The sequence below is a fragment of the Nocardia sp. NBC_01499 genome, from assembly GCF_045040275.1.
Taxonomy (GTDB): Bacteria; Actinomycetota; Actinomycetes; order Mycobacteriales; family Mycobacteriaceae; genus Nocardia.
The window spans coordinates 3,483,282-3,509,244 of record NZ_CP109426.1 but is presented as its reverse complement, the minus strand read 5'-3'; the positions used below and the strand labels follow the sequence as shown (position 1 = coordinate 3,509,244).

Sequence of the window (25,963 nt, the reverse complement as noted above, 5' to 3'; positions counted from 1 at the left end):
GGCAGAGGCCAGTCCTCCCGTCACGGCATCTGATCGCTGGGTCAAGGAGGCGGATATGGAAGAGACCACTGTTCGCGCCGGGGATACCGAGGCGGAATACACCGCCGAACGTCCGGTGGACCTGCGGCGACAACGGCTTCGCCGACCACCGCCCACCGAAACCGAGGACGAAAGCCTCGAGGCGCCGACGACACAGGATGGCCTCGACGAGCCGTCGGTATCGAACGATCCCTATGGCGTCGGGGAAGCGAACCTGTCGCCCACTCCGCCGTCGGCACATGATGTCGCGGCAGCGCGGGAGATCCGGTTGTCGATGCTGCTGCGACCGGCACAGGGAGCGGAAACCGATCCGGCCCAGTGGGGGTGGCGCGGCATCCTCAATGCTGCTGGGCTGCGGCTCAAGCCTGTTCGATCGAGTCCGGAGGTCGCGTATCGGCATGCGGTGGAACGGATTCGGCAACCGTTGCCCGGCACATCGGTGGTCGTTGTGGCCAACCCGAAGGGCGGATCGGGAGTGACGCCGGTGACGGTGGTGCTCTCGGCACTGTTCGGACGGTTGCGTGGCGGGCAGGTAGTGGCCTGGGACGCCAACGAAGCCTGCGGCACCCTGGCCGCACGTGCCGCGACATGCAGCGGCCCGGAATCGGTGTGGGACGTACTGGCGCATGCACGAGAGTTGTGCTCTGCCAACGGAGATGCCTCCGCCTTAGGTCGGATGTTGCAGCGACAGCCAAGCCTGGACGAGATACTCGCCTCCGAGCAAACCCCCGGCGGCAGTGTGAATATCGGGCGCGAGGAGTGCGCGGCGATCCTGGCCGTGTTGCGGCGGCACCGCTCGATGATCCTGATCGATACCGGCAACAACGAACGCGCACCAGCGTTTCGCTGGAGCGTCGAGAACGCCACCCAACTCGTGGTGCCGGTCGTGAACCGCCGCGACGTCGTGGTGGCGGCGCTACGGCTGCTCGATGGCGTCGCTGATGCCGGGCACGAAACCTTGGCCGCCAACGCGATCATCGTGCTCGCCGAGCACGGCGACATCCGCCAGGAAAGCGAGGTTACCAATGCTTTGGATCGTGCGGACATCGGGCGTGTCCTGCGGGTTCCCTATGGCCCGGTGCTGGCGGGAGGGGAGCGGATCGCGGTGTCGCGGTTGGACCGTGCGGCACTGTGGGCATGGTCGCAGGTTGCCGCAGCGGTCGCCGATGGCGTGGCGGAAACCCTTGCGGCGCAGCACGCACCGATAGAAACGGCCTTCGTGCCGGATTCGCTGCGCCTGGGTGAAAGCCAGGAATCGTTGACTCATCGGCGTCTGCTGGCCTACGCGTTGCACGAAGGGGCGGGATCCCGCACAGGTCGCTACCAGGTGCCCACGTGGGCCCAACCCGACCATGACCAGGCGCCGGGCTGGTGAGAGACATCAGCGGCAGCAGAGCACGGGAAGCCGACCGACCCCGACGAAACCAACAGAGCGGCCCCGCGAAGATGCCCGGACGCTTCTGGGCAGGAGGTGAAGCAATGATGGGTAAAAATGTTGTGCCACAACGGCTATCAAAGTGCTATCGCAACGCGGTGGTGGTCGCAATGAGCGTGGCGATGGTGGCGTTGGCTGGGGTGGTGCCGGCGTCAGCGCAGGGCATTCAGAACCCGCTGGGTGGGGTGAGCCCGGATTTCGGCTTGTTCGGGGGAGCCCTGGACGCCACCTGGAAACGGATCGTGGCGTTCCTGTGGGCGTTGGTCATCATCGGCGCGTCGGTACGCGTGATCGTGGGCGCGTTCAAGGTCAAACGCGCCAAGAGCCGCGGCTATGCCAACGATCTGTCCGAAGGCTCCGAAGAGCTGCAAGACGCACTGATCTCGGTCGGACTCGTCGCGGCGGCTTCGCCCCTGGTGGCGACCATCCTTTTCGTCGTCGGGGGATGACGCCGTTGGTTCAGCACGTGAGCTGTGTGAGCGATGGAACTGGTGAGACGGACAGGAGGTGGGCAGATGCGATGGACAACAAGCAGATTCGCCGATATTGGTCCGGAATCGATAGCAAGTAGACAGTGTGACTCTCGGTCGGATGAGGCAGGTGAGCAGACCGACCGGCGGCGGGCGACGGTGATGCGAAAGGTGCTGCTCGGCGGGGGTGTGGTCTTGTCTGTGGGGTTGGCTGGGTTGTTGATTGTCGGGTCCTGCGACGCAGATAACGCCACTGAGCGCGGATCCGGCGCGACGGTGCGGCTGGCACACGGACCGACCAGCGTCCGCGAGGGCGTCCCGGTGGGATACGCCCATGACCGTGAAGGCGCGGCGACCGCGGCGGTGAACACGATGCAGGCGTTGACCCAAGCAGGGCAGGGCCGGATCGCGATGGACGCGGTCGAGACTGCGTTGCTGGCGCGAGATCCTGGCCCGCATTTGCGGGATTCGATGCGGATCGGACGGGACCGTCCCGCCGGCTCGGATGTGGTCAATGTTGTTCCGGCGGCGGTCAGCGTCACCGCGTTCACCTCGTCGTCGGCGCGGGTGATGGTGTGGACGATGGCGGTGTCGCGCTCGGCGATCACCGAGGGTGCGCCGGTGTCGGTGGTGACTGCGTGGGCGACCCACACGGTGGAGTTGGTGTGGGAACGCGGGGACTGGAAAGCCAAAGACGCGATCGGCCGCGTCGGGCCCTCCCCGGACGAAGTCGTCGCACCGGGCGCGGATTCCCCGCTGAGCCAGCCGCTGCAATCGGGCTACTACACCGTCTACGTCAACTAACGGGGGTGAGCGCGATGAACCGACACCAGGTGATCACCGTGATCGCGACGGTGTTGTGCGCGTTAGCGATCGGTGCTGGCACCGGCGCAGCGACCGCAGTTGCCCAACCCGATGCCCCGCCACCTGCACCGAAATCGTTGCCCCACGGATTCCCGCCCGAGTTGCGGCAGTTCGTGGCCGGTACCGATGAATTCGGCACCGCACCATGGTTTTCCGGAGCTTGCGCGAACCGGGGCGGCGATATCGGCGGCTATGTCAACGCCGTGATGGGTGTCGAGGACCGGCTGGCGTACTGGTCGGCCAGCGACGAACAGAAGAAGACATTGCTGGGTGGCACGAGCGCGAATCCGGACGCCGGACGTTGGATCCAGGAGGGGATCGAGCCACCGAAAGAAATGCTGCCCAGAGTGTTTCCGGCAGGGGATGGGACATTCCATTTGCCTTCACCGGCGTGTGCGGAGGATATGAAGCGGTGGGGGACACCAGCGTGGAACGCCTGGGGTTTCGACTGGGCCAAGACCCCGGACCGGCAGTCGATGCACGAGATCACCAAAGCCACCGGCGAAGACTTCTCCGCGGTGCCAGGGCGGGTGTGGACCGATCCGTGCGGTGTGGATCAGTCCTACTGTGTGCACGCGTTTTTCGTCGACTGCACCCACGCAGACCCGGCGAGCGGGGATCTGGTGCGATGCCTGGACTGGAATCGAGCCGTCGGCAAGTTGTTGGTCGGGACCGCGCAGTGGCGTGACCGCAACACCTCCTTTGGTGATCGTTTCGGCAAAGCGATGTTCGGGGCTGCCGGGCAATCGGCTGGCGGGGCGTTCACTCAAGCGTTCGCCTGGCTAGTGGATGTCACCGGCAAGGTGGTGCGGTTTGTTGATGATCCGCAGTCGGTGATCGATGACTGGGCCAACTCCTCCAAAGCCAGTGCTTCGGAGTTGAGCGCGAAGGTCCTCGACGGGCTGGCCGCGACCGGGCGCTTCGACCCGAGTGCGGGGTGGTTTCTGCGCTGGTACGCCTTCAGCACCGGGATCGGGGTGATGGTGATGGGGTTGATGACGCTGATGGCGTTGTGGCGGACCACCTCTCGCGGCGAAACCGTGAAAACCATCGCCGGGGACCTGTTCGGGTATATGCCCGCCGGGGTGCTGATGATGCTGTTCGCACCCATGCTCGCCGCGATGCTGGTCGAAGCGGCGAACCTGGCCTCGGAATCGGTTGCGAAGATGGTCGGCCCGGACATGGGCGAGATGATCGACCACCTCAAACGCTTCACCGGCGAACTCACGGCCACCGACATCGCCGGCGGTGTCTTGGTCGGGTTGTTCTTGTTTCTGCTGTTGATCGTGTGTGCGTTGTCGGTGTTCGCGGGGTTGTTGATGCACCAGGTGGCGTTGCCGTGTCTGGCGGTGGCCGCGGGGATCGGGTTCGGGATGTGGGTGCACCCGCAATGGCGCAAGAAAGCCCTACGCCCGGTGCTCGTCTTTATCGCGATCGTGGTGTCCAAGCCACTGCTGTTTCTGCTGCTGGCCACCCTGACCGGAGTCATCGACGCCGGACTTACCGATACCGCTGAACAACAACCACTGGGCACGCTGGGGCAGTTGTGCCTGGTCGTTGTCGCCTTCGGAGTCGCAGGTCTGGCGCCGTGGTCGCTGCTGCGTTACGCGCCACTGTTGCCGTCGCGCTCGGATGCTGCCGGGTTCGGCCAATCACCCTCGCTGATGGCCGGCGCGGTGGGCGGTGCGGGTACGGCGATGTGGTGGAGCAGCCGAGGGGCCGGGGGCAAGGGGGGTGGTGGGCGCGAGAGCGCGCCCCCTGATAGCGGAACCGGCGCGGGAGGCGGCACGAGTGATCCAGGGTGGCGTACCGCGGGCAGTAGCGACGGGCGGTCAGCGACCGAATCGCGGTTCGGGCAAACCCTGGCCCGCAATACCGACGGTTCCGCGGGTTCAGGCGGTGGAAAGCGTGGCCCTGGCGAGGCGGGACGGTCCGCGACAGCTCCGGTCCGGCGGTTGGGTTCGGCGGCGTTGTCGGCGGGAATGGTTGCCGCCCCGGTCGCGGCGCAGGCGGCCAGTGGCGCGCTGAGCAAGGCACGCTCGACCGCAGAAGCCGCACCGGGAGACGCCGAGGAGTCCTCATGAGCACCGGCGCACGGACCTCGATCCTCGGCGGGGAGATCGCCCGCCGATCCTGGCTGGGCCTGTCACGCCCGGTCCTGATCAGCTGGGCCGTCGCCTTTGCCGCCGCAGTCGCGATCTACGTGCTCGGCGGCGGGCAGGTGTGGGCGATCGCCACCGCGATCATCACGCTGGTGTCGGTGTTCGCGGCCACGATGGAATGGCACGACAAACCCTCATGGGCGGCCCGCCGCTCCCACACCGCACGCACCCGGTTGCGGCGTCGACGCGGTGAGCACATCTACCGCCATCGCAACGACCCCCACCACGGTGACCCGCAGCTGGACCCGGGCTGGGCATTCCCACCACCCCTAGGTAACACCGCACCGTTACCGGTGACAGGAACGGGTTTGGACGACATGTTCATCGTCCGCACCGCCAATCCTGGTGAACGCACAACGTATTCGGTGATGGTCGCGGTGGAAGGAGTCGCTGACGGCTTACGCGGCGACAGCGCCTATGCGGCCACGTCGGCATCGTTCGGGACGTTCCTCGCGCAATTAGCGCGCGCCGGCTCTCACATCCGGGGCATCCAACTGCTGCATCGCAGTGTCCCGCACGACATGACCCGCCACACCCGATGGGCCCACGCCCGGGTCACCCAGCTGACCGACCCACGACTGGGGCCCGCGGTCGAATCCTATGGCGCACTGATCGACCTCACCGCACCCCTGGCCGAGGAGCACAGATCGTTTGTGGTGCTGCGGATTCCGCAGACCGAGACCTTCATGGCCGAGACCGCACGGCTGGCCAGAACCAAACACGCCACCACCGCCGCAGCGATCGCGCAACTCGTACGTGACGAAACCGAACGCGCCACAAGACTTCTCGTCATGGCGGGCATGGGACGCATAGATGTGCTCGGTGAACGTCGGGCATGCGCGATCATCCGTGCCTTCCTGGACCCCAGCTTCAAGATTGATCGCCATCGCGACGCCACCTGGACCAGCTGCTGGCCCACCTACATCGGCGGGCCCGAGAGCGTTGCCGTGGGAGCCACAGGCGCCTGGCGGACTCGGGTCGGCTATATCCGGCCGCGTGCGATCGAGCCCGTCGAGCTCGGACCGTTGTGGTTGGCACCGTTGCTGACCGGAGTGGAAGCCGATCCCGGCGATGACGAGACCGCGCCGATGCCCACCATCCGCACCATCAGCGTCCGGCTGGATTTCGTGCCCGCCCACCGGGCACGTGCAGCCGCACGCGGGGACTTCACGGCCGATCAAGCACGCAAGACCAAGGAGGCCAAGCGCGGCAAGCTCGACGACGGTTCGACCGAGGTCTTGACCAATGCCTCCGGTCGTCGCCGCCACGATCTGGTGCCCGGATCCGGACACCACGGTGCAGTGTATGCCGTGGCGATCGCAGTGACCGGCCGTGACCCCGATGACCTAGATCGCGCGTGCATGCGGGTCGAAGAGGCCGCCAACGATTCGGCTATCGCCGGAATCGACTGGGCCACTGACGATCACGACGTAGCGATGTTCACAACCCTGCCTCTAGGACGCGGCCTCGCCGCCACTCCCTACACACGATAAGGAGGCGAGCGACCATGCAAAGACACCCTCGCACCTGTAGTCAGAAGCGCGACAGCGACGAATCCCGTTGGCATCGAACTGGTTTCGCGTACCGGAAACCTCCGACCCGCCAGCCTCACGCCCTGCGCGAAGAGGAGAAAGGCAGCAGACCAACCTCAGCGGAGGATATCGCCGAGCGCGAGCTCGCGCGGTGCCCGGGGCCGAAGCGGCGACGTGGGCTGGACCGGTATGGCTGGTACGAGCCGCGGTTGGAGGGGGCGTGGTCGACCACTCGCCAAGCCGAGGCATGGAACCTGGCCACCAGCCGACGCCGCTCGCGCCAGGACGGTGTGCTCGCGGGCCTGAACACCATCTCCCAAGAACTGGAAATCGTCGACGCCTTCGCCGCCTACGGCAGTGAAACCAGCGGCATCAACGTCGTCGTTATCGGTGACATCGGGCGCGGCAAGAGCTCCTGGATCAAAACCGTTTGCGTCCTACGGCAATTGGTGGCCAACCGCCAAGTTGTCATCCTGGATAAGAAGCCCCAAGCTGGCGTGGGCGAATACACCCCACTGGCCCAGACGCTGGGCGCGGAAAGCATCCGATTCCGGGTCGGCGGCCATGGAGCGTGCCTGAACCTGCTGGATCCGGCCATCAGCGCCCGCGGCGACCATAGCGGTGGCATCGACGGAGTCGTCCCGGCCGGGCAAGAAGCACTCGTGATCGCGGTCCTGACCGACGCCATGGCCCGTGAGCTGGACGAGAAAGAAAAGGCCGCCGTCGGCGCCGCACTATCGGCTGTCACCACCCAAGCCCGCCAGGCAGGCAGGGATCCCATCATCCGCGACCTGGCCCTGCGGCTGCTGGACCCGAACCCCGAAGACGGCAACGGATTCGGGCCACGCTGGAGCGAGCGAGCCCTGGAATGGGGACTCGAGCCAGGGCTAGCGCTACTGCGCCTGGCCGAACGCGACCTACGCGGACTCGTCGATTCACCCACCAGCCCCGCCGTGCGCACAGCGCTGGAGAGCCATCCGCTGGTGCACTTCGATCTCAGCGCCCTGCCCACCGAAGGCCCCGCGCTGCGGGTGGTGATGACCACCGCCAACACCTGGCTGGCCAACAAGTTGGCCGCACGTTCCTCGCGGTACCAGCAGACGATCCTGGTGGTGGAGGAAGGTTGGCACGTCGCGGCCGGATCGACCGGTGAAGTGTTTCGGGGCAACGTCAAACTCTCTCGCGGACTGGGCCTTTCGACTATCGCCGCGTTCCATCATCCTGCCGACCAGCCTGCGGATTCGCCGGCGCGGGCGTTAATGAGTGAGGCGAGCATCGTGGTGTTGTTCGGGCAGTCCCGGGCCGACGATGCGGCCGAGACGGTGCGCCTGTACCGGCTTCCCGCCGGCACCGAGGACACGCTGATGCGGTTGGGGCGCGGGCAGTGCCTGGTCAAGATCGGTACCCGAGATCCGTTCCTGCTCACCCACATTCGCTCCCCGCAAGAGATGGTGCTCACCGACACCGACGCCGCGATCACCGGCCGACAAACATCAGACGACACCAACACCATCGTCGAGGACATCGCGTCATGACCGGGCGCCGACTACCGAACCCAGTTCGCGGGGAACCGGTGCTGCCCGCCGGAGCTGTCCTGGCGATCTATGCCGTGACCACGGTCGTTGCAGGTGTAGTCGGCGGCGGCGCGGTCTCGGGCGTGCTCGCCGGGCATGGGATCGGGTTGCTCGCGCCCGTGCAGATGATTCCGACGCTGGGGCGCCTGGTGCGCAGTCCTGGTAACCCTGCTGCGGCGTGGCCTGGTGAGCCTCGACCGGGACCGGCCTGGTTGACCTGGTTGTGCGTCGTCGTGGTCGGCACGGTGTGGTGTTCAGTGGCGGTCATCTGCAGTGAGGAGCTCGATAGCCGACGCCGCCACCGCCACCGGCCCGGCCTGGCAAACCGATCCGACCTGCGACGCGTCGGTCTGAACCGGCACGGAGCTCTCCAACGCGCCCGGCACGAATTCCCCAGCCTGGTCCCGCGATCAGAGCTCAGGAGGAGGTGGCGGCGATGAGGAGTCGGTACTTGTCATGTCCACGCGGCACAGACCTCTCACTGGCAGCGGTCGACCTCGGTGTCCTTGCCGACAGACCGAGCGAGCACGTCTACCTGCAGCACCGCGACGGAGTGATCGTCCACGGACCGACCGGCGCGGGCAAGACCTGGCGAGTGGCCTACCAACGCGTATGTGACGCACCAGGATTCGCCCTTGTCACCACCACCAAAGCTGACCTCGTCGCCGCGACCATCGCCCACCGTGCCCAACGAGGCCGGGTAGCTGTGTTCGATCCGGAAGGGTTGACCGGCTGGCCCGCCGGGCTGCGCTGGTCGTTCTTGGCCGGCTGCACCGACCCCGACACCGCGATCCGCCGCGCCGACGCCGCAGCACGCGCGATGCCCCTCGAAGGCACCCGCAACGGCGCCTACTTCGAGCAGAAAGCCTCCACCGTCCTGCGGTGCTGCCTACACGCCGCCGCGACGGCGAACTACTCGATCCGCGATGTCCGAGTATGGATATCGGCACGCACCAACCGCACCCCCGTCGACATCCTGAGCCAGACCTTGCCCGATTGGGCCAGCGAACTCGACCAAATCCTCGTCTCCAGCAGCGAATCCACCGACGACGTCCTGGCCGCCGCCTCACGACTGCTCGAACCGCTAGCCTCGCCGAAACTGCTGGCCGCCATCGACGTCGAGCTCTCGGAATCCTTCGATATCGAACAGTTCGTACTCTCGGGCGCGAACACCCTGTATCTGGTCTCGCGGGGCAGCACCCGATCCATGGCACCCTTCGTCGCCGCGCTGGCCGCCGAAGTCCATCACGTCGCCGACCGCGCTTCTCAACGGATGCCGGGCAAACGCCTGGATCCACCGGTCCGGCTTGTTTTGGACGAAACCAATAATGTCGCCCCGATCCCGGACCTGCCCCAGATCATGACCGACTCCGGCGGCAAAGGAATCTGTGTCTGGGCCTTCGCCCACAACCAAGACCAGAACGAATTACGTTGGGGGACAGAGGGCGGACGCGTCCTGCCCCAATCGGCCCCGGCGATGCTGATTCTGCCCGGCCTGCGCGGCACCGACGAACTCGCCGCCATCTCGCGACTGATCGGAGAACGCCGCAGCTGGGAAGCCAGCCTGCACCAAGGCGGACGCACCTACCAACTCCACGACGACACCGTGCTGCGCGCCGACGAGATCCGCGAACTGCCCAGCGACCACGGGCTGCTGCTGTATCGCAACGCACCCGCTTGCCTGCTCCGGCTGCCCAGCGTGTGGGAGATCCCACGCTGGCGCAGACAAGCTCTTGCCTCCACCGCGCTATTCGACCAGATCATCGCCAGCGGAACCGTTCCCGCACACCTGCGCCCGGCCGACGAACACGGAGGCTCGCGATGAACACGGCATCGTCGGACCCGAAACCTTCAGCGCCGCAGTATGACCCGTGCCGCTACAGCTGGCGCCACCTCGACCGCGACGAGGCCGCAGCGTTGTGGCGGGAACTGATCGACTGGGTCGGCTGGCTGCGAGCGACCTACCAACTCGGCTCGCGCATCCCTTCCTGCTGGTTCCAGCATGACGGCGTACGTGAGGAACTGACCGCCCTGATGGCCGCCCACACCGCGGCCTACTGGTGCGAGCCCGAAACCACGGAGCTGCCTCGTGAAGACCCGACTGCCTGGCACACCCAATGGCTATGGCCCACTGTCGAACGCCTCACCAAAATCTCGGACTTCTCCGCATGCCAACCCAACTACTGCCGCTACACCCACCAACCCCAACCCACCCAAGCCAGCCTCGCCGAATACGTCGCCGCCGACCTCGATCGCCACAGTGAGGGCACACACGGCGGCGGGCAGTGACCGCCGCCGTTGACGAGCCAACAACGCCGACATGAACAGTGAAAGGAGCTGGTACACGACATATTTCGCGACCGAGAAGGAGGCGATTGCATGGACGACGACAGGCAGGCCCCACACCTGGGACACGACTTCAGCGAATCCGGGATGCGTGAGGCATATGACGATCTCTACCGGCTGCGTCAACGCTCCATCACTACCGAGTCCGCCACCGAATACCTGGCACTGAATACTGCAGCGACCCAACTGGAACGGGCCTGGCTGACCGGTCCACCCCAATGGGCACTACGGTGGCGCTACCTCGACGCCGCCATCGAGGACTGGGCAAACGACCCGGACCTGGCGCGTCAGAACCTCGACGAAGCCGTCCACGGCTCCGTGCACAACCCTCCCAACCTCACCCCGACCGTACGAGCGAGCCTGGAGCAGGCCGCACGGCTGGTCCGCCGCGCCAGGATGGCCGAACCCACCGACACCAGCTCCCTGGCCTACATCGCCACCTACACCCACACCGCAACTACCACGGGCGACCTCGGCGCACATACCAGCTGGTGGAAAGCCCGCGAATGGGTGCGCGAACGCGCGGTAGCCGACGCTGACACCCCCGTCGACCTGACCGTCGCCGCCCATGACGTGGTCAGCGGGAAACGACGTCTGTTGACCATCGCTACCGCGATCCCCGCCGCTGAGGTGGTCACCGAGCTCGACCGTCTTACGACGGTGCTCAGTGGTGCTCGGGAGCGCGACGGGAAACCCTTCGTCGACGACCTGCACTACGAGGTCCTGTGTGACGACTACCAGGCCGCGATGATCTCAGCCCGCCATCCCGACGCTGGAACCCTGCGATTCGAACACAAGCTGTACGCCGATGACCTGCGCGACCAAACCCTCGACTTCGCTACCAGTCTCGGCAGACAGGACACTGTCGCGGAACTGGCAGACATCGACCGCACCGCACGCCGCGATGTCGTCTTCCTCCCGGCGCCGGGTTCCAGCTGGCTCGATCAGATCACCGACCACGCCGAACAAGCCCACCAACAGTTGGACTGGCAGGGCATCGAGATCCATTACCCCCATCCCCACGACCCCACCCTGATCATCCAGGCCGGACACACCCCCGTCCACCATGCCAACCGCTGGTACGGCCACCAGCTCCGACTGACCCAACTCGGCGACGCCCACACCGGCGAGCTACACCAGATCGGGCGATACAACTCCTGCGAAGAACTACTCACCGCACTGCAATACCACACCAATACAACAGATCCCGGCCATGACGGAGAATCCAGGGTTCCCGCCGATGTGACGGCTCGGCTGCGCGAATTCGACCAGCAACTCCGCGAACTCGGCACAAACCTGGCCACCAGCAGAACCATCCGGGTCGCGATCCGATCCGGACAACCGATCCAGTGGACGCGATCCGGAAATCACTCGAACACAACAGGATTCACCTCATCAGGTGAGCGCGACCCGGCCCAAAGACTCATCGACCCGGCCGTCACTGTCAGCCAGCGCCACCGCACCAGTACTGACAGCACACGAACGCCACGACCAGAGGACAGCCCAGCCCGTGATGCCGCAAGGAAACGCCGCGAGCGAATAGCACGCCAGCCCAACCGGACCCGGCCTCACCGCCGCCACCCGTGACCCAACGTCGAGGAGGTTCTCATGGCGCAGCCACACCACAACGACACCGCCGCGGGGGCCTCCGCGGCCGCCGCCAGCGACGCGATCCAAGCCATCCGAACCCTGGTCGATGCCCGCGACATTCGCGCTGCCAAACAACAACTGCGGCGAACCCAATCCCACCTCGACGACCCCACCTGGGCCATGATCGGCGAAATCGCCAACACCCTGCGCTACAAAACCCACGACGTCGCCCTCACCAAACTCCGCAAACTCTGGCGAGACAACGAACAACACCGCACACTCATCGAAGCATGTGTACCGAAAACCGATCAACACCAATACATTCCAGACGTTCAACCCGCCGCGACGCGACGAGCTGACCCACCGTGGCGTCGACCCGGACGCGTCGAGCGCCGAGTCGATGAAACCAAGCGCACCGAACTCCGCCAACGCACCGGAAGTGCTGGCGCGACCCGCGTGGACGCCTACGAAGACCAACTCGCCACCGAGGAACGCGTAGAGCCAGGGACACCGCGTCCCGAACTGATCGTTGATCGCCGAGACTACGATCGCGACGCCGCCGCCAAGGTCACCGAACCCTTGTGCGTGTCATGCCGACTCGAACGCGCCTGCATCGACCGCTGGACCGGCCAAATCACCACAGGCCACGGCGACGACGGCCTGTGCGGAACCTGCCGCGAAGAAGCACGCCCAGGCATCCCCGAACTCCCACTCGGGCACAATCGTTCTCAAGCCATCCAGGCTCGCCTGGACACCATCGCCACGAACTTCGACAGTCACAATCCCGAGCTGTTCCGGCAAGAGTGGCGCTATGGAGACCGCCTCACCAAGTCCGTCACGCAGGCCTGGGTCAAACAGCGCAATCCGAATGGGGGCGTAAGTCACACGGCGACAACCGAATCGGTCGACTTCAACGGTGAATGCACTGAATGCGGTGACTGGAGACAGCTGCGCGCCGACTTGTGCGTGGACTGCCACAAAGGCTTGAACGGCGACGTAGTCGTCGCCGGGGCACTGGACCCCCTCACGATCAAAGGATCGTTCAAGAGAGACCTCAATGACGACGCCGCGATCGAGGAGCAGACGCGCGTGCATGGTGGTACCGGTCAAGCAAACCAGGACCGGTACCTGGAGGAATTCATGCAACGAGTCGAAGCTGGGGGATCGCGGGACGACTCGGTGGCAGCGAAGCCGACGGAACACGACGCAACTGGCCCAATCAACGATCTTCGAGGACAAGGGGCGCGGGCATCGCAATCGAACCGCGCAGACCGGACCCGCATTGAGCCCGATGTGCGGGCACCAGATGCAATGCAGCGCAATGGAAGAGCCCTAGAGACACCGTCCAACGGTGCGAAAAGGGAAGTGCGCAAGTCCAGAGAGGCGACAGTACGACAACGTCAGGAACTTCACAGACATGCCACCGCCGCGACGCGCAGCCGAGGTCGGCGAATATGAGTGGAGCGGTGACAGCGAGCTTCGTCTCTTCTTGGTGACAGGAACAACCTGTAATCGGTGACAACCGTCGCCTGCAACACTCACCGAATGCGGTGGTCGGTAGCAAACGGTGGTGACAACTAGGACCTGCCGACACAGCGAGTTGAGCGCGGAGGGCCTTGATCTCGTCGGCCGGTTCCTTGACCCGGTTGCGTGCGAGTTGGAGGCGGCGGCGGCGCGCTGGGCCGCGAATTCGAACACGGCACGGAGCAGACAGCAGATCGCTTCGCCGACGCCCCGGCCCGTTCTGTGGTCAGGGATTCTGGACGTTGGTCGCCTCCCGACCCCTTGCCCCGTCCACGACATCGAACTTGACCTTCTGGCCCTCCTTGAGCGTCTTACGACCGTCCATGTTGATCCCTGAGAAGTGCACGAGGAGGTCTTCCCCGCCAAAGTCAGGGGTGATGTGCCCCATCCCTTTGCTGTCGTTGAACCACTTCACGATGCCGGTGGCCATAAATGCTCCCTATGAACTCGTGCGAACTGTGAAGACCAGGCGGCCCCCACCATGCTCATCGTCTCCCGAAAACCTCTGCGGGCGCTGAGCTTCCGCAAGGGTCGCTGCCGCTGAAACCGTCGAACCGTACGCGTCCCGGTCATCACCGATGGCAAGCAAGGACATGGCTCCCGCTTCGAGGACACCCGAGCACGAACGCTCGGTAACTAGCCGAATATCGCGCAACTGGCGCTGTGCTTCGCTCAACGGCCAGAACAGCTACCACTCCAGAATGTTGAACCGCGCGGATTCGTCGTCAGCGCTGGGCTCGCCGCCGCCGAACGCCCGAAGGTAGAAGGCTTTGGGCGCGACTTCCTCGGCGGTGACTTTGACGAACTTGTCCGTGGGTACCTGTTGCCAGTAGTAGTGCGGGCCTTTGTCGATGAACCGCCAGCGGCAGGTGCTGGATGACCAGGCTTGCGGGTATCCGTCCTTGGAGTCGAGCCAGTAGTCCTTGTAGGGGCCCTCGGTCATTTTGAGCCGGCAGGTGAACCCTTCCTCCTCTTTCTCGAGGTCTGAGAACCGGAAGCGCTGATGGTCGACCGCGGTGCCGGCGTTGGTGAACAGCAGGTATGAGGTGTAGGTGCGACCACCAGGCGGGTTGTACACCTTGTGGTATTCGAACGACAGCTTGTCGTAGCTGCTGATAGCGCCACCGGTGATGATGATGCGAACGTCGCCGTTGCTGGGTGCCATGGGCCATCCCCTTCCATCCCACGGCGGTCGCGGAATGCGTACTGCCGCTTGGTCAATGGTCCCTCACCGCTCGCGGCTGAGGTGCCGATCAGCCAGATTGACCGAGGGCCGGGTCTTTGGGTGGTTTTATGTTCAGGTCGCGGACTCCTTCGCGATCTTGTGGATGAGTGAGCGACTACGAGCCTCATCCAGGGCCGGGCGTTGCAGCTCGGCGTACGCCTCCTGATACCGCTGCAGTTCGTCGATCTTGTCGAGATACAGCGTGTCGGTGAAGCTCTCCAGGCATACGACGGGCGGTTCAGTCAGACGTGCCGTTGAGTGCCTCGGGAATTCGAGCAGCCCGAACGAGGCGACGTCGATTCCTCCGTAAGCTTCGGCGCTCAGCGGTATGATCTGTACGGAGACATTCGGCAGCTCCCCAGCTACGGCCAGGTAGTTCAGCTGGTCTGCCATGGCAGACCGCCCGCCGACGGCCCGGCGCAGGGCGGCCTCGTCGATGACAGCATGCAGCGACAGTGGTTTGGCGGGGTCGTAGAGGTGAGCCTTTCGGCGGTTGAGCAGTTCGATGCGACGTTCGACCTCAGCAGTAGGCATCGTCGGTGTCCTCAGCCAGATCAGCGCTCGGTGGTATTCGTCGGTGTGCAGTAGTCCGGGCAGGAGTGTCGTCTGATACGAAATGATCCTTTTCGCAGCGTCTTCCAGCCCTACGAAGAATTTGAAGTGCTCGGGAATCACGTCCTCAAATTTCTGCCACCATCCCCTTTCGCGAGCTTCCTCCGTCAATTCGAGCAGAATGCTCGTCGTGGCCTTGCTCGCCCCGTATGTGTCGCATAGCCGCTCTATGAACAGCGGATTCAGCCGTGTGGGCTGTCCGGTTTCCATCCGCCACAGCGTCTGTTTGGCAACGTCGATCGCTTGGCGGGCGAGTTCGGCGCTGACGCCTGATTTCTCCCGTAGTTCGCGCAGCTGACGTGCCAGCATGCGGCGGGCGAGGGTGGGTCCGGTGGAGGTCATAGCAATTCCCTTTCGTGTATCGGCGGAGTTTGTCGCGGCTTAGCTCCGTTCTCCTTTGTCGCGGATAGTGTCTGCAGTGCAGTCGATTTGGCGGCGAGGTCTGTATACGTTCCGTGTCTTGCCCGTTGGTCGTGCTGGTGGCGGATGTGAGATATGTTGTGCAGCAGTACTATTCAGCATGGAATAGTGATCTCTGGAAGGCGGCGAGTTCTCTGCTCGAGCTCGTCAGCTAGGTCTTGGTAGGCGTCACCGAGGTCGGCGAGCTGCACAGAAGCCTCGTGGAAAAAAGCATCCGGCGCGGCAGCCAGCGCGATATAGGTTTGGACGGTCGCGTGCGCGAGCCGGTCGATGACCTGACCCATCGTGTGGGTATGCACTCGTGCGCCCGGGAACGGAATCGGCGTCACCGAGACCACCCATTCATCGATATCGCACATCAAACGAGCGTGATGCCAGTCGGTCTGCTCGAGCGCGCAAAGTGGTGTGTGCTCGCGCGTTTGATGCAGTGCGGCGAGCTCGTCGGCCGCGTCCAACAGCGCGATGTCCTCGATCGGTGGGAAGCCCCTGCAAGCGGCTAAGACTGCGTCCTTGCCCGGAAGTCCCGTTCGACTATCCATCGGCCGATGGATGCCCATCTCTGATCATCGACCGTTCGGCCTCGGAGCTGTTCTGGTCGGCGGCGGACAACTTCCCTTTGATGTAGGCCACCGTTTCGATGAGCGCACGCTGATGCGCGTCGGAGGGGAGGGCGTCGTGCTCGATGTCCAATCTGTTGAGCACCTTCTCCACATGCTGGTCGGCAAGTGCACGGAACTCGATGTCGGTGTCTCGCGGCTTAGCGACGCCGAGGGGAAGCCGTGGGTCGAGAACGGTTCGTAGGGTCAGGTCGTAGTTGAAGCAGTGGTTTGCGACCAGGTCTTCGAGGTGCTCGATGCGGTGCGGGTCAGCCGGTTGGCCGCGATATTCCAGCGCTGCCTCGTAGTAAGCGAGCGCGTCGGGCACGCTGCGGTCGATCAGGACGACGTCTGCATTGGTCCATGCTTCGATTTCGTTGCTGATGCCGCGGGTGACGATCCACAGGGTCGACGCCCAGGTGTGGCGGTACAGGATCGGCAGCCCGATCTGTTGCGCGTGGAGACCGAGGTCCGCGACCATGGCGACCTCGATCCGGTCTCGGCGCAGCTCAGATGCTACGCGTTTGAGCCAAGATGTCTTGCCGGTCGAATGAGTGCCGGTCAGGGCGATCGTGACCGGGCGTATGACCTCGGGACGGGTCTCGTTCACCACAGACCGCCCTCGGGTTCTGCCTTGGGCACGAATTCTTTTGGCGCCGCTGCACTCACCAGTCCGGTCCAGTCCAGTCCGCCATCCTCGACCAGCCTGGACAGCAGTTGCCACGCAGCCCACGCGTCGTAGCCCGCCCTGTGATATCCCTGCTCGGTGACCGCCGAGGTGTCGAGCTGTCCGTGATCGATGAGCTTGTCGAGGCTGTAGCTAGGCAGACCAGGCCACACCACCTTCGCCAAGCGCAAGGTGTCCAGGACCATCGGTGGGTTCCAGTACGGCAGATGCGACGCGAGTACTCGCTGCTCCACTCCCGCGTTGTGCGCCACCAGGGTTTGTCCGGCGAGGGCAGCATCCACGTCCGGCGCGACCTCGACCCACAGTGGACAGCTTTCGACGTCGGAGTTCTTGATGCCGTGCACCTTACGAGTGACGATCTGCGTGATCGGCTGCTGTGGCTTGATCAGCCACGCCCGCATGTCATCGATGCTGACCGACTTGCCGGAGGCGGAGAGAATGGCGATCTCGATGATCTCTGGCGGCGTCTGACCGTTGCCTTCAACGTCGACGACAGCGATATCTTTGCCGCGCAGCGTGTTCGGAATGTCGGTCACAACGTCTCCTTCGTGATGGGCCAGCCGAGGTCTGCGCGGCCGTGCCGGTGGGGGTGGTGTGGTTTGCTCGCGTCGTGCACCTGGTAGCCCAGGCTGTGTTGCAGTAGATAACGCGGCTGTTCGGATAGGCCGGTGACGACGATGGCGCGGTCGTTGATCTCCACCAGGCCTCCGCCGAGCTTTGCAGCGAGCACGGCAACCTGGTCGGTATCGGGGCGGTGCCAGGCGTTCGCGCAGCGTTTGATCTGTGCGGCAGGGCAGATGTCGCACAGTTCGCGGATACCGTAATGGCCGTTGTAGTCGGCGACGCTGTGGGCGTAGGTGACCGCGCAGCTAGTCTTGCGGAACAGCGGTGAGCCGGTCCCGTGTTCGGCGGCCGCGGTGAGGATGCGCTTTTCGAGGTCTTCGGGGAAGACCTTGCGTCGAGCGCCCTCGATGTACGGTTCGGGAAGCCCTTGTGCCTGGTAGTAGTCGCGGATCTGGTTCTTGTAGAACAAGCCGGTGAAGACTGTTGCGTGTGCGTGGTAGCTCAATTCAAACGCGCGCTGGAGGTGTTCGTCGGAGTCGTTGAGCACGGGCACGATCGGCCGCCAGTACAGGACGACCCGGTACCGCTTGGCGTGCCCGAAGGCCGTCCGCAGTGAAGTTGCCGCGATGTTGGAGTCGACCGGCTCGATGCGGTCATCGTCGATGCCGGAATGGGTGACCAGTACGGTGAGTCGAATGTTGTTGAAGCTGTTGAGGATCGCGCAGTCCTCTGGCTCGATGCGCCACCGGGTGATGACAAGGACATGGTTGGTGAGTCCTCGCTGGTCGAGTAGGCGCAGCATCTCGAACGTATGTGGCTTGACCGGCGGCAGCATCGGGTCGGTCGCTCGATTGAACAGCTGGATCGGTGTGACGTGCGGCTGGAAGTAACGATGTTCGAACAGCGTCGTGGCCGCCTCGGTATCCGTCATTAGGGCGCGCGGCACTTTCATGTCGAAATTGTCGAACACATGTCGGATGCAGTAGCCGCAGTCGAGCGGGCAGCCGACGATGTGGTTCACGCTCAGACCGGATTTGCGGTACTCGATAACGTCACGCAGTTCGGGTTGCAACCCTTCCAGCTGTGCGACGGTGAGGACAGGCAGTTTTCGACCGGCGCGGGGTGGGGGCGCTAACTGCTGCTGATCGGCCATTCTGGCCACCTTTCAATCGGGGAAACTTTTGTCCGTGGTGTTTGGCCAGAGGAGTCCGAGGGCGCAACAGCCGCCCGCCGCCGATGCGGAGTAAGCGTTCGATTGATGGCGCGCTTCTTGTGACACCGCGCCACGCTGCACTCGCTGTGCTCCGGCTCCTCGGCTATCGCCTGCTCGACAGACAGCGGCCAGATCGGCTTCTCATGCGAGAGACGTCGTTGGATGTCGGAGACGGTGACCTTCTTCGATCGCCGTTCCAGCAGGTTGAGAACGGCCCATGCGAGCCCAAATAGGCTCGCCGCCAACGCGATTCCACCCAGAAAGACTGACAGGCCAACCAGCAGTGCAGACGTCATCACTAGTCCCCGCCCTCCGTGATGCGGGGACGCCACGGTCCGGGGTTCTGGGCAACCAGATCGTTCCAGCGGCACGCAAGGTCACCTACTTGCTGCCAGGCTGTATGGACTGAAGGTGTGGATACGTCCTTTGCTGCCAGGAGGCAGTACTCGGCAGCGACGTAAGCGGCTGCCACTGCATCGAGGGCCGCACCGACCGACTGTGCCGGCGCGCGCCTGCGGCTTGGCTCAACCACGTAGAGTTCGGTCCAGTTGTCGATCAGGGTCGCGACTTCTGCTCGGCGGCAGTCAATTTCGGCAAGACGCTTTGCGGACAGGTGCCGTTCCCGGTGCAAATTCGCGAAAGCTTTCGCCCACTTGATGATCTGGTGGTCGCCCGGCGACCAGCCAACCTCGCCGCGGAACGCAGCTAGAATCTGATGCCAATCCGGCAGCGACTCCTGACTTGAGCAAATCGGCATGACGTGCCTCCCCTTGCGGCGGTAGGAACACCCGATGCCGGAGTGGTCACGCGGAATCGACCCAGCCGATCTTTTCGGGCGCCGGATTCGCGTACCGAGATGAGGAAATCGCCAATACCCGGCACCGGGTGCGGTCTCACGATGGCTCGTACAGCCGGTCCATGACCGGTCCATAACCGGCCCATTTCGGCTCATATTCGGCCCATTTCGCATCCGCACCTGCCACCGCGCGGTGAAATAGGCATACCGTTGGCCGTGGGTGGAGGTAGGCATGAACACAGAACCGCGTACCCGCTTGGAACAGCTCGCGATACAGAACAGCCTTGGGCCGATTGACTTCGTCCGAGAGTTCAAGCGTCAGGCACAGGCCCTGGGGCTCGACCTCGACGTGTCGCTAAGCGCTGCGAAACGATGGATGAAAGGTGATCCGGGTAAGCCTCGCGACGCTTTGTCAACGGGCAGCGGGACCTCCGGGCGGGTGGACTTGACGGGTCCGGTTGGGTGGACAGCAGATCTTCGGGCCGGTGGACATCAGTTCTCCGGCTGAATCAGGTCAGGTCAGTGGCGTCACCCCCTTGCCGGCGAATGCTTCGGCCAGCCGGTGGGAATCACCTTTCGTCAGCACCAGGTGCGCATGATGCAGGAGCCGATCGACGGTCGCGGTGGCCAAAGTTTTGGGCATGATCGAATCGAATCCGCTGGGGTGGATATTGCTGGTCACCGCGATAGAACGCCGCTCGTAGGCGGCGTCGATGACACGGTAGAACGCTTCGGCGGCGTCAGCGCCAACCGGCAACATGCCAATGTCATCAACCACGATCAGATCGCAAGAGCAGATGCGGGCAACCGCGCGAGCGATCGAGCCGTCGACCTTGGCCTTGCCGATCATGGTGGCCAGGGATTCGAGGGTGAACCACGACACCCGCAGATCTTTCTCGATCGCCGAATGCGCGAGGGCTTCGACGAAGTGACTCTTGCCCGTGCCGGAGGGGCCAGCGACAGCTAAATTCTCATGTCGCCCAACCCATTCCAGAGTGGAAAGCGCATTCTGCGTTGCTTCGGAGATCGTTGACTCCTCCGGCAGCCACGACGAAAACGTCTTGCCAGTGGGGAAATTCGCGCGTTTGCGGCGTTGGCGGCGGGTGGCGGAGTTGCGTCCGGTGACCTCCTCGTTGAGTAGTACCCGAACTACCTCTGCGGGGTCCCAGCGTTGGGCGCGGGCGGTGGCCAGGACATCGGGTGCGGCCTTGCGCAGATACGGCAGCCGCATCCGGCGGCAGATCGCTTCCAGTTCGTCGGGCAGCGCCGGGGCTTTCGGGTGGCTCATGCTCCGAACCTCCCCCAGCCCGCGGTCCCGGGTTGGACCGAATGCGCCTCGTCGGCGCGCACGACGTCGGCGAGGCTGGAGAACTTGGCGAGGTGATCGAGGATGGCGGCGGTGTCGCCGTCGTCGAACCGTCCGGCGACCGCAGCGGCACCGAGAGCTTCGTCGACCGCATCGGCCCCGGTGATAGCGGCGAGCTCGAGAGCCCGGGTCATCTTCGCCCGGATCCGCGACACCCCGGTGGCCGAGGCTTCGGTGAGCCAGCGGCGGGCGCCTTCACCGAGGTCGAGAAACGCGATCTCCTCAACCGTCCGAGGCCGCAATTTCCGCACCCGCGGTAGATCCCCGCCCGCGTGATGGGGATAGTGCTCGTCGAGGATGCGCGGATTACCGGGCGTCGAAAGCTGGTGGCGGGCAATCTCGGCCAGCCCGTGCGGGGTTCGGGCGGTGATGACCAACTCCTCACCGGCGACGCGGCACCACACCTTGGCGCCCTGGTGCCCGTCCGGGGTCGAATACCGCACCGACCCCCATCGAACAGTCTGGTCGTCACCGACGAGGCGTTCCTCACCCAGAGCGATCGCATGCGGTTCGCCCGGCAGCACATGCAGATGCTGACGCTCGATCCCCAGGCGAGCGATCGGCGCGACACCGGTCTCGCGATGCGGGCGGGCGTTGATGCGTTCACACCACGCCCAGCACGCATCCGCCAGCTCGGTGAACGAGGAATACTCGGGCAGCAGATTCGCCGTGGTCGGCACCAGATCGGCTTTCGCGATCTTCACCGTGTGTTCCGCGCCGCCCTTGGACTCCGGATCGAAGGGCTCGCATGTTTCCACCTTGCAGCCGTAATGCCTTCCGGCCGCGACCATTTCCGGATGCCGCACCGGCAGCCCTGCGATCCGGTCCACCGTCACCGTTCTCGGGTTGTCGGTGAGCAAATACGTTGGGGCGCCACCGATCCGGCGCAACGTCACATCAATGCCCAGCACCAGCGAACCCAGGGTTTGATCCCACGACGGGATCACCACCCGATATCGTGACCACGCCAGCCAGGCGCAGAACAACTGGGTCCGCCGACCAGCCACCTTCGGGCCCTCACCCCAGTCGAATTGCAGCCACATGCCCGGCTCGGGCAGCCACGGCCGATATTTTCTGCGGTGGCCGGCCTTCCACGCCGTCTTCGCCTCGGCGACCGCGCGGCGCGTCGAGCGGTCGGTGCCGGTGAACCCCATCGCCTGCAGTCGTTGATGCACCACATCAGCGCGCACCTTGCCCTGGGACTTGTCGACCCACTCCTCGATCTTGCCCACGAACGGGTCGATCGACTTCGGCCGCGGCAGTTTCACCAGCGGATCGCGGCCCGCGTCGCGGATCGCGACATACCGGGCCACCGTCTTCTCATCCACCCCCGACAACGCTGCCGCCGAATGCGCGCAGCGTGTCAAATCGAACGCTTCCAGAATCTCCATGATCTCCCTGTCAGACTTGGTCAACGGGATCCCTTCGACGCAGTTGGCGAGCGATCACACACCACTCAGCCAACCCGCCCGAAGAGATCCCGTTTCGCATTTACTCAGGCGTGTCCCGGAGACCCAGACGTCCGCCCATCCGGAGAAATCATGTCCGCCAGCCCGGACCCATATGTCCATCCACCCGGATTATCCGGCGTCCGCTGGCACGCTTCTCGACAAGTCCTGGAGGCGTGGTTCGGCGAGGCGATCGCTGTTCTGACCGGACCACCCCTGTACCAATGTCGACAAGTCACTGAACAGGAGCTCGCGGTGAACGCAGCACATGACTCGGTGAGCCACGCCATCGAAGCGGCCTCAGCGTTGGATCCCTCAGCACTAGAGCACTTGCACGCAGCGGCGGGGGCTGCTGCGCGGGCGTACTGCGTTACACCGCCGTTAGAGATGCTGACGGATCTCGTCGCGCTACGAGACACCATCTACGTCCAGCTCGATAGAACCCACAAGCCGCTACAGCAGGCTGAGCTGTATCTACTCGCAGGTCAGGTGTGCGGACTGTTGTCGTCGGTCTCGTGGGATCTCGGGTTGTTGAATGCGGCGGAGGAACAGGCAAGGGCGGCATATACCTACGGCAATGTCATCGATCATCTGTCGTTGCAGGCATGGGCACGCGCGCTTCAAGTAACTGCCGCATTCTGGTCCGGCTATCCGCGGCGTGCCACGAAGATCGCGGCAGCAGCGCTGGACCAAGCGCCGGTGGGAACGGCGCGAGTGAGGTTACATAGCGTGAACGCACGCGCGCTGGCCCTCATCGGTGCTCGAGGCGAGGTTCGTCACGAACTCGATGCCGCCGCAACCGAACTCGACCGGGCGGGCACTGACCCCTTTTTGGACGAGATCGGCGGAGAGCTGGCCTTCGACCGAGCCAGGCGGGGCCTGTGCGCGGGCGCATCTTATGTAGCACTCGGAGACGGTGACCAAGCGCAGCAGGAAGCCGAAGCCGCAGTGGAGCTGTTCGCCTCTATCCCCAACGACCAACGGTGGGAAGCTGGCGCACTCAGCGCGCAAGTCGACCTCGGCGCCGCGCGTACGCTTCGTGGCGACCTGGCGGGAGCAGCGGCAGCGCTCGAGCCAGTCTTTCTACTCAAGCCTGCGCGTCGGACGGAGGCCATCGCGCAACGGCTCCTGACGCTGGCACAGGTGTTGGGTACCACCAGATTTCGAGGTGCCAGCGAGGCGGTCGCGCTTGGCGGGACAATCGAGGATTTCACGTCTATTTCGTTGTCGCGCACGTCAATGCGTGCTCTTCCGCCATCGTCGTAGGCGGCCCGCTATTCGGCTCCGCAGTGGTCGAGTTGGGCGGCGTCCCACAGGCCGAGGATGGATTGCTCCCGCTCGGGGGAAATCCCGAGTTCGCTCGCCCGTTCGTGATCGATCGCAGCGCCTCCGCCAGTGAGCCACGCCCAGGTGTCCGCCGCTGTCTCGCGGACCGGGCGAGCACTGAATCCCGCGTCACGGGCGTGCTGGGAGTCAACTTTCCACGCCCCCTTATAAGTGCGCCAGAGCGGTAGTTCGGTCCATTGCCGAATCCCTTGTGCGGCAAGCCATTCTTCGTCGGTCACCCACTCCAATGCGGCCGTCGATCCGGTCACGGATCGACAGACGTTCAGCAGGTCGCCCATCGTCTCGCGGCCGGGCGCGGTCACGTTGAAGGTCCCCGTCAGCTCGGGGCCGAGGGCAAATTTCGCGACGTCGCGCACATCCACTGGCTGAATCGAACGTTCGGGACGTCCCGGAGCCAGAACTCGACCACCCCGCTGCATTCGGCGCAGCCACCATTCCAACCGCCCCACGTACTCCATCGGCCCTAAGATGACGCCAGGCCGAAGAATCGTCGCACGGTCGTCTCCGAAGACCTCCAATACCGCCCGTTCGCACCCGGCCTTACCGAAACCGTAGGTCGATGGGCCAGGATCACCGTCGTATCCGTAGTCAGGGCCTGCATCGGAGGGGCATTCCAGCACAGGTGACGCCTCCGTCAGTGGCTCGACTGGCCAACCTTCGTACACGGAAACGGTTGATATCAACAGGTATCGGGCGGCGACCGGCTCCAGGACACGTGCCAGTTGGAGTGTTTCGCGAGGGACAAAGCTCGACGTGTCGATCACGAGATCCCAGTCGCCGGCCTCGGCCAACCGAGCCAAGTCATCGGAGTTTGTTCGATCACCTCGGACGGTGGTCACACCGTCGACGTCTGAACCGCTTCGGCCCCGTCTGAAGGTTGTAACGTCGTCGCCGCGGCTCACCGCCTGCTCCGCGATCGTCCGGCCGAGAAACCAACTTCCGCCCAAGATGAGAACTCGCACCCTTGCCATTGTTACCACCGATCACTCGATAGGCGAGCGGTTCCCCAGTCGAGCCAGTAGAGCAGACAGCAATGCAGCGCGTTCGGGCATCGCGGTTACGTCGACGTGTTCGTTGCGAGCGTGAGGGTGCCCACCGATCGCGCCGAGACCATCCAGTGTGGGGACGCCGATTGCCGCGGTGAGGTTGCCGTCCGAGCCACCGCCGGAGCGAACCGCAGTCACTCCGGCCAATCCCAACCCTTTGGCCGCCTCTGCGGCTTCAGCCACGAGCAAGTGCGCCATCGGTTCCTCAAACGGCGGCCTGTCGATACCGCCAGTTACAGTCAGGATCGACTCGGGGAGATGTGGCGATAGCGTTGATATAGCCCGGTCGACCTCTTCCAGGCCAGCAGTTGTCCAGGAGCGAGCATCGACATGACACTCCGCGTACTCCGGAACTGTGTTGACCGTCGTTCCCGCAGACATCACTGTTGGCGTCACGGAGGTTTCGCTTGTCGTCAGGCTCGCGATGGTGATGATCTGGTGAGCAAGCTCTAACGCTGCGTTGACTCCAAGCTCGGGTTCAAGTCCAGCGTGAGCTGCCTTGCCGGTGACTTCGATCCGGTAGTTGGCGATACCTTTTCGACTCGATTTCACGGCTCCGCCGTCGGCACTGGGTTCGCAGACGAGGACCGCGCCGGCTTTGCGTGCTTGTTCCTCGATGAGCTTCCGCGACGTCGCAGAGCCGACCTCTTCGTCGCTGGTCAGTAGCACGCTGACGTGCGATGAATCGGTGAGAAGTTCGATCGCGGTGATGGCTTGCACGATGCCGGCCTTCATGTCGAATGCGCCGGGTCCGCTGGCAATACCGTTGGTGAGTGTGAACGGCCATTCGGCAGCGGTCCCGACTGGCCAAACGGTGTCGAAGTGACCCAGCACAAGCACCTTCGGGTGTTCGGCCTCAGACAGGAGGTGGACGTTTTCGCCGACACGGACTTGATCGACCGGCCGACCAAGCGCCTCAGATAGCCACGGTTGCAGTAGCGACGCACATACGTCCAGGTGAGCCGGAGAATTCGACGGCGATTCGCAGTTCACAAGCGTCTCGAGTCGTTCTTGCATCTGCGGAAGCTGGCGCGCAGCCGCTTCTAACAGGTCCCTGTTGATACCCATACAGCGATCTTCCTCGTCTGCTGTTAGGGATTCTTCTC

At 64.3% G+C, this 25,963-nt stretch carries 23 protein-coding genes; 11 read left to right on the top strand and 12 right to left on the bottom strand.

The features are described 5' to 3' along the window. Positions 1–55: 55 nt before the first annotated feature. The 10 genes from OG203_RS16160 (at position 56) to OG203_RS16115 (ending at position 13,470) form a co-directional block, all read left to right on the top strand. Positions 56–1,414 (top strand): hypothetical protein, encoded by a 1,359-nt coding sequence (locus tag OG203_RS16160; RefSeq protein ID WP_405166474.1) that lies wholly within the window; start codon positions 56–58, stop codon positions 1,412–1,414. A gap of 170 nt (positions 1,415–1,584) precedes the next feature. Further along, positions 1,585–1,923 carry a hypothetical protein gene (locus tag OG203_RS16155; RefSeq protein WP_405166473.1) on the top strand — a complete coding sequence of 113 codons (339 nt, stop codon included), beginning with the start codon at positions 1,585–1,587 and terminating at the stop codon, positions 1,921–1,923. Positions 1,924–2,139: 216 nt separating this feature from the next. Beyond that, complete coding sequence (locus OG203_RS16150; protein ID WP_405166472.1) at positions 2,140–2,748, top strand: hypothetical protein; 609 nt, start codon at positions 2,140–2,142, stop codon at positions 2,746–2,748. Positions 2,749–2,762: 14 nt separating this feature from the next. Continuing rightward, positions 2,763–4,892: a hypothetical protein gene (locus OG203_RS16145; RefSeq protein ID WP_405166471.1), complete on the top strand. Its 2,130-nt coding sequence runs from the start codon at positions 2,763–2,765 to the stop codon at positions 4,890–4,892. Continuing rightward, positions 4,889–6,463 (top strand): hypothetical protein, encoded by a 1,575-nt coding sequence (locus tag OG203_RS16140; RefSeq protein ID WP_405166470.1) that lies wholly within the window; start codon positions 4,889–4,891, stop codon positions 6,461–6,463. Before OG203_RS16145 ends, OG203_RS16140 begins: the two co-directional genes overlap by 4 nt. Before the next feature lie 248 nt (positions 6,464–6,711). Beyond that, positions 6,712–8,037, top strand: coding sequence for an ATP/GTP-binding protein (locus tag OG203_RS16135; protein WP_405166469.1), 1,326 nt, complete (start codon positions 6,712–6,714; stop codon positions 8,035–8,037). Positions 8,038–8,512: 475 nt separating this feature from the next. Further along, entirely contained in the window at positions 8,513–9,901 is a 1,389-nt protein-coding gene (locus tag OG203_RS16130) for a type IV secretory system conjugative DNA transfer family protein (protein ID WP_405166468.1), read from the top strand. Next, complete coding sequence (locus tag OG203_RS16125) at positions 9,898–10,365, top strand: hypothetical protein (RefSeq protein WP_405166467.1); 468 nt, start codon at positions 9,898–9,900, stop codon at positions 10,363–10,365. The genes OG203_RS16130 and OG203_RS16125 overlap by 4 nt, the downstream gene beginning before the upstream one ends. Positions 10,366–10,455: 90 nt before the next feature. After that, positions 10,456–12,009 (top strand): hypothetical protein, encoded by a 1,554-nt coding sequence (locus OG203_RS16120; RefSeq protein WP_405166466.1) that lies wholly within the window; start codon positions 10,456–10,458, stop codon positions 12,007–12,009. Between the two features lie 183 nt (positions 12,010–12,192). Continuing rightward, positions 12,193–13,470: a hypothetical protein gene (locus OG203_RS16115; RefSeq protein WP_405166465.1), complete on the top strand. Its 1,278-nt coding sequence runs from the start codon at positions 12,193–12,195 to the stop codon at positions 13,468–13,470. A 292-nt stretch (positions 13,471–13,762) separates the two neighbouring features. On the opposite strand, the gene OG203_RS16110 is transcribed toward OG203_RS16115, so the two are convergent. From OG203_RS16110 to istA, 10 genes are all read right to left on the bottom strand, one after another. Next, the gene (locus OG203_RS16110; RefSeq protein ID WP_405166464.1) at positions 13,763–13,966 is read right to left on the bottom strand and encodes a cold-shock protein; all 204 of its coding nucleotides are present in this window, start codon (positions 13,964–13,966) and stop codon (positions 13,763–13,765) included. A gap of 258 nt (positions 13,967–14,224) precedes the next feature. Then, positions 14,225–14,701 (bottom strand): hypothetical protein, encoded by a 477-nt coding sequence (locus tag OG203_RS16105; RefSeq protein ID WP_405166463.1) that lies wholly within the window; start codon positions 14,699–14,701, stop codon positions 14,225–14,227. Positions 14,702–14,833: 132 nt separating this feature from the next. Further along, entirely contained in the window at positions 14,834–15,715 is an 882-nt protein-coding gene (locus OG203_RS16100) for a helix-turn-helix domain-containing protein (protein ID WP_405166462.1), read from the bottom strand. Positions 15,716–15,888: 173 nt separating this feature from the next. After that, positions 15,889–16,350, bottom strand: a complete 462-nt coding sequence (locus OG203_RS16095) for a DUF4254 domain-containing protein (RefSeq protein ID WP_405166461.1) — start codon at positions 16,348–16,350, stop codon at positions 15,889–15,891. After that, positions 16,325–16,999, bottom strand: coding sequence for an AAA family ATPase (locus tag OG203_RS16090; RefSeq protein ID WP_405166460.1), 675 nt, complete (start codon positions 16,997–16,999; stop codon positions 16,325–16,327). The genes OG203_RS16095 and OG203_RS16090 overlap by 26 nt, the downstream gene beginning before the upstream one ends. Then, the gene (locus OG203_RS16085) at positions 16,996–17,613 is read right to left on the bottom strand and encodes an exonuclease domain-containing protein (RefSeq protein ID WP_405166459.1); all 618 of its coding nucleotides are present in this window, start codon (positions 17,611–17,613) and stop codon (positions 16,996–16,998) included. Before OG203_RS16085 ends, OG203_RS16090 begins: the two co-directional genes overlap by 4 nt. Further along, positions 17,610–18,794 (bottom strand): radical SAM protein, encoded by a 1,185-nt coding sequence (locus OG203_RS16080; RefSeq protein ID WP_405166458.1) that lies wholly within the window; start codon positions 18,792–18,794, stop codon positions 17,610–17,612. Before OG203_RS16080 ends, OG203_RS16085 begins: the two co-directional genes overlap by 4 nt. A gap of 358 nt (positions 18,795–19,152) precedes the next feature. Then, positions 19,153–19,611 carry a hypothetical protein gene (locus OG203_RS16075; RefSeq protein ID WP_405166457.1) on the bottom strand — a complete coding sequence of 153 codons (459 nt, stop codon included), beginning with the start codon at positions 19,609–19,611 and terminating at the stop codon, positions 19,153–19,155. 553 nt (positions 19,612–20,164) lie between these two features. Then, complete coding sequence (gene istB, locus OG203_RS16070) at positions 20,165–20,938, bottom strand: IS21-like element helper ATPase IstB (RefSeq protein ID WP_405160819.1); 774 nt, start codon at positions 20,936–20,938, stop codon at positions 20,165–20,167. Further along, positions 20,935–22,407: an IS21 family transposase gene (gene istA / locus OG203_RS16065; RefSeq protein WP_405167889.1), complete on the bottom strand. Its 1,473-nt coding sequence runs from the start codon at positions 22,405–22,407 to the stop codon at positions 20,935–20,937. Before istA ends, istB begins: the two co-directional genes overlap by 4 nt. A 444-nt stretch (positions 22,408–22,851) precedes the next feature. Here istA and OG203_RS16060 point away from each other — a divergent pair, with 444 nt between their 5' ends. Beyond that, on the top strand, positions 22,852–23,730 hold the full coding sequence (locus OG203_RS16060; protein ID WP_405166456.1) for a hypothetical protein: 879 nt from the start codon (positions 22,852–22,854) through the stop codon (positions 23,728–23,730). 8 nt (positions 23,731–23,738) lie between these two features. Here OG203_RS16060 and OG203_RS16055 read toward each other — a convergent pair whose 3' ends face one another. Both OG203_RS16055 and OG203_RS16050 read right to left on the bottom strand, forming a co-directional pair. Next, positions 23,739–24,782, bottom strand: a complete 1,044-nt coding sequence (locus OG203_RS16055; protein WP_405166455.1) for an NAD-dependent epimerase/dehydratase family protein — start codon at positions 24,780–24,782, stop codon at positions 23,739–23,741. Between the two features lie 12 nt (positions 24,783–24,794). After that, positions 24,795–25,925: a M20 family metallopeptidase gene (locus tag OG203_RS16050; protein ID WP_405166454.1), complete on the bottom strand. Its 1,131-nt coding sequence runs from the start codon at positions 25,923–25,925 to the stop codon at positions 24,795–24,797. Positions 25,926–25,963: the final 38 nt, after the last annotated feature.

Excerpts from the sequence above, each read along its gene's own strand:
- OG203_RS16095 (WP_405166461.1), bottom strand. The coding sequence starts at position 16,350 with ATGGGCATCCATCGGCCGATGGATAGTCGAACGGGACTTCCGGGCAAG.
- istB (WP_405160819.1), bottom strand. The coding sequence starts at position 20,938 with ATGAGCCACCCGAAAGCCCCGGCGCTGCCCGACGAACTGGAAGCGATC.
- OG203_RS16080 (WP_405166458.1), bottom strand. The coding sequence starts at position 18,794 with ATGGCCGATCAGCAGCAGTTAGCGCCCCCACCCCGCGCCGGTCGAAAA.
- OG203_RS16125 (WP_405166467.1), top strand. The coding sequence starts at position 9,898 with ATGAACACGGCATCGTCGGACCCGAAACCTTCAGCGCCGCAGTATGAC.
- OG203_RS16155 (WP_405166473.1), top strand. The coding sequence starts at position 1,585 with ATGAGCGTGGCGATGGTGGCGTTGGCTGGGGTGGTGCCGGCGTCAGCG.
- OG203_RS16050 (WP_405166454.1), bottom strand. The coding sequence starts at position 25,925 with ATGGGTATCAACAGGGACCTGTTAGAAGCGGCTGCGCGCCAGCTTCCG.
- OG203_RS16100 (WP_405166462.1), bottom strand. The coding sequence starts at position 15,715 with ATGACCTCCACCGGACCCACCCTCGCCCGCCGCATGCTGGCACGTCAG.
- OG203_RS16145 (WP_405166471.1), top strand. The coding sequence starts at position 2,763 with ATGAACCGACACCAGGTGATCACCGTGATCGCGACGGTGTTGTGCGCG.
- OG203_RS16130 (WP_405166468.1), top strand. The coding sequence starts at position 8,513 with ATGAGGAGTCGGTACTTGTCATGTCCACGCGGCACAGACCTCTCACTG.
- OG203_RS16075 (WP_405166457.1), bottom strand. The coding sequence starts at position 19,611 with ATGCCGATTTGCTCAAGTCAGGAGTCGCTGCCGGATTGGCATCAGATT.
- OG203_RS16060 (WP_405166456.1), top strand. The coding sequence starts at position 22,852 with ATGCTGACGGATCTCGTCGCGCTACGAGACACCATCTACGTCCAGCTC.
- OG203_RS16115 (WP_405166465.1), top strand. The coding sequence starts at position 12,193 with ATGATCGGCGAAATCGCCAACACCCTGCGCTACAAAACCCACGACGTC.
- istA (WP_405167889.1), bottom strand. The coding sequence starts at position 22,407 with ATGGAGATTCTGGAAGCGTTCGATTTGACACGCTGCGCGCATTCGGCG.
- OG203_RS16055 (WP_405166455.1), bottom strand. The coding sequence starts at position 24,782 with ATGGCAAGGGTGCGAGTTCTCATCTTGGGCGGAAGTTGGTTTCTCGGC.
- OG203_RS16120 (WP_405166466.1), top strand. The coding sequence starts at position 10,456 with ATGGACGACGACAGGCAGGCCCCACACCTGGGACACGACTTCAGCGAA.
- OG203_RS16110 (WP_405166464.1), bottom strand. The coding sequence starts at position 13,966 with ATGGCCACCGGCATCGTGAAGTGGTTCAACGACAGCAAAGGGATGGGG.
- OG203_RS16105 (WP_405166463.1), bottom strand. The coding sequence starts at position 14,701 with ATGGCACCCAGCAACGGCGACGTTCGCATCATCATCACCGGTGGCGCT.
- OG203_RS16160 (WP_405166474.1), top strand. The coding sequence starts at position 56 with ATGGAAGAGACCACTGTTCGCGCCGGGGATACCGAGGCGGAATACACC.
- OG203_RS16140 (WP_405166470.1), top strand. The coding sequence starts at position 4,889 with ATGAGCACCGGCGCACGGACCTCGATCCTCGGCGGGGAGATCGCCCGC.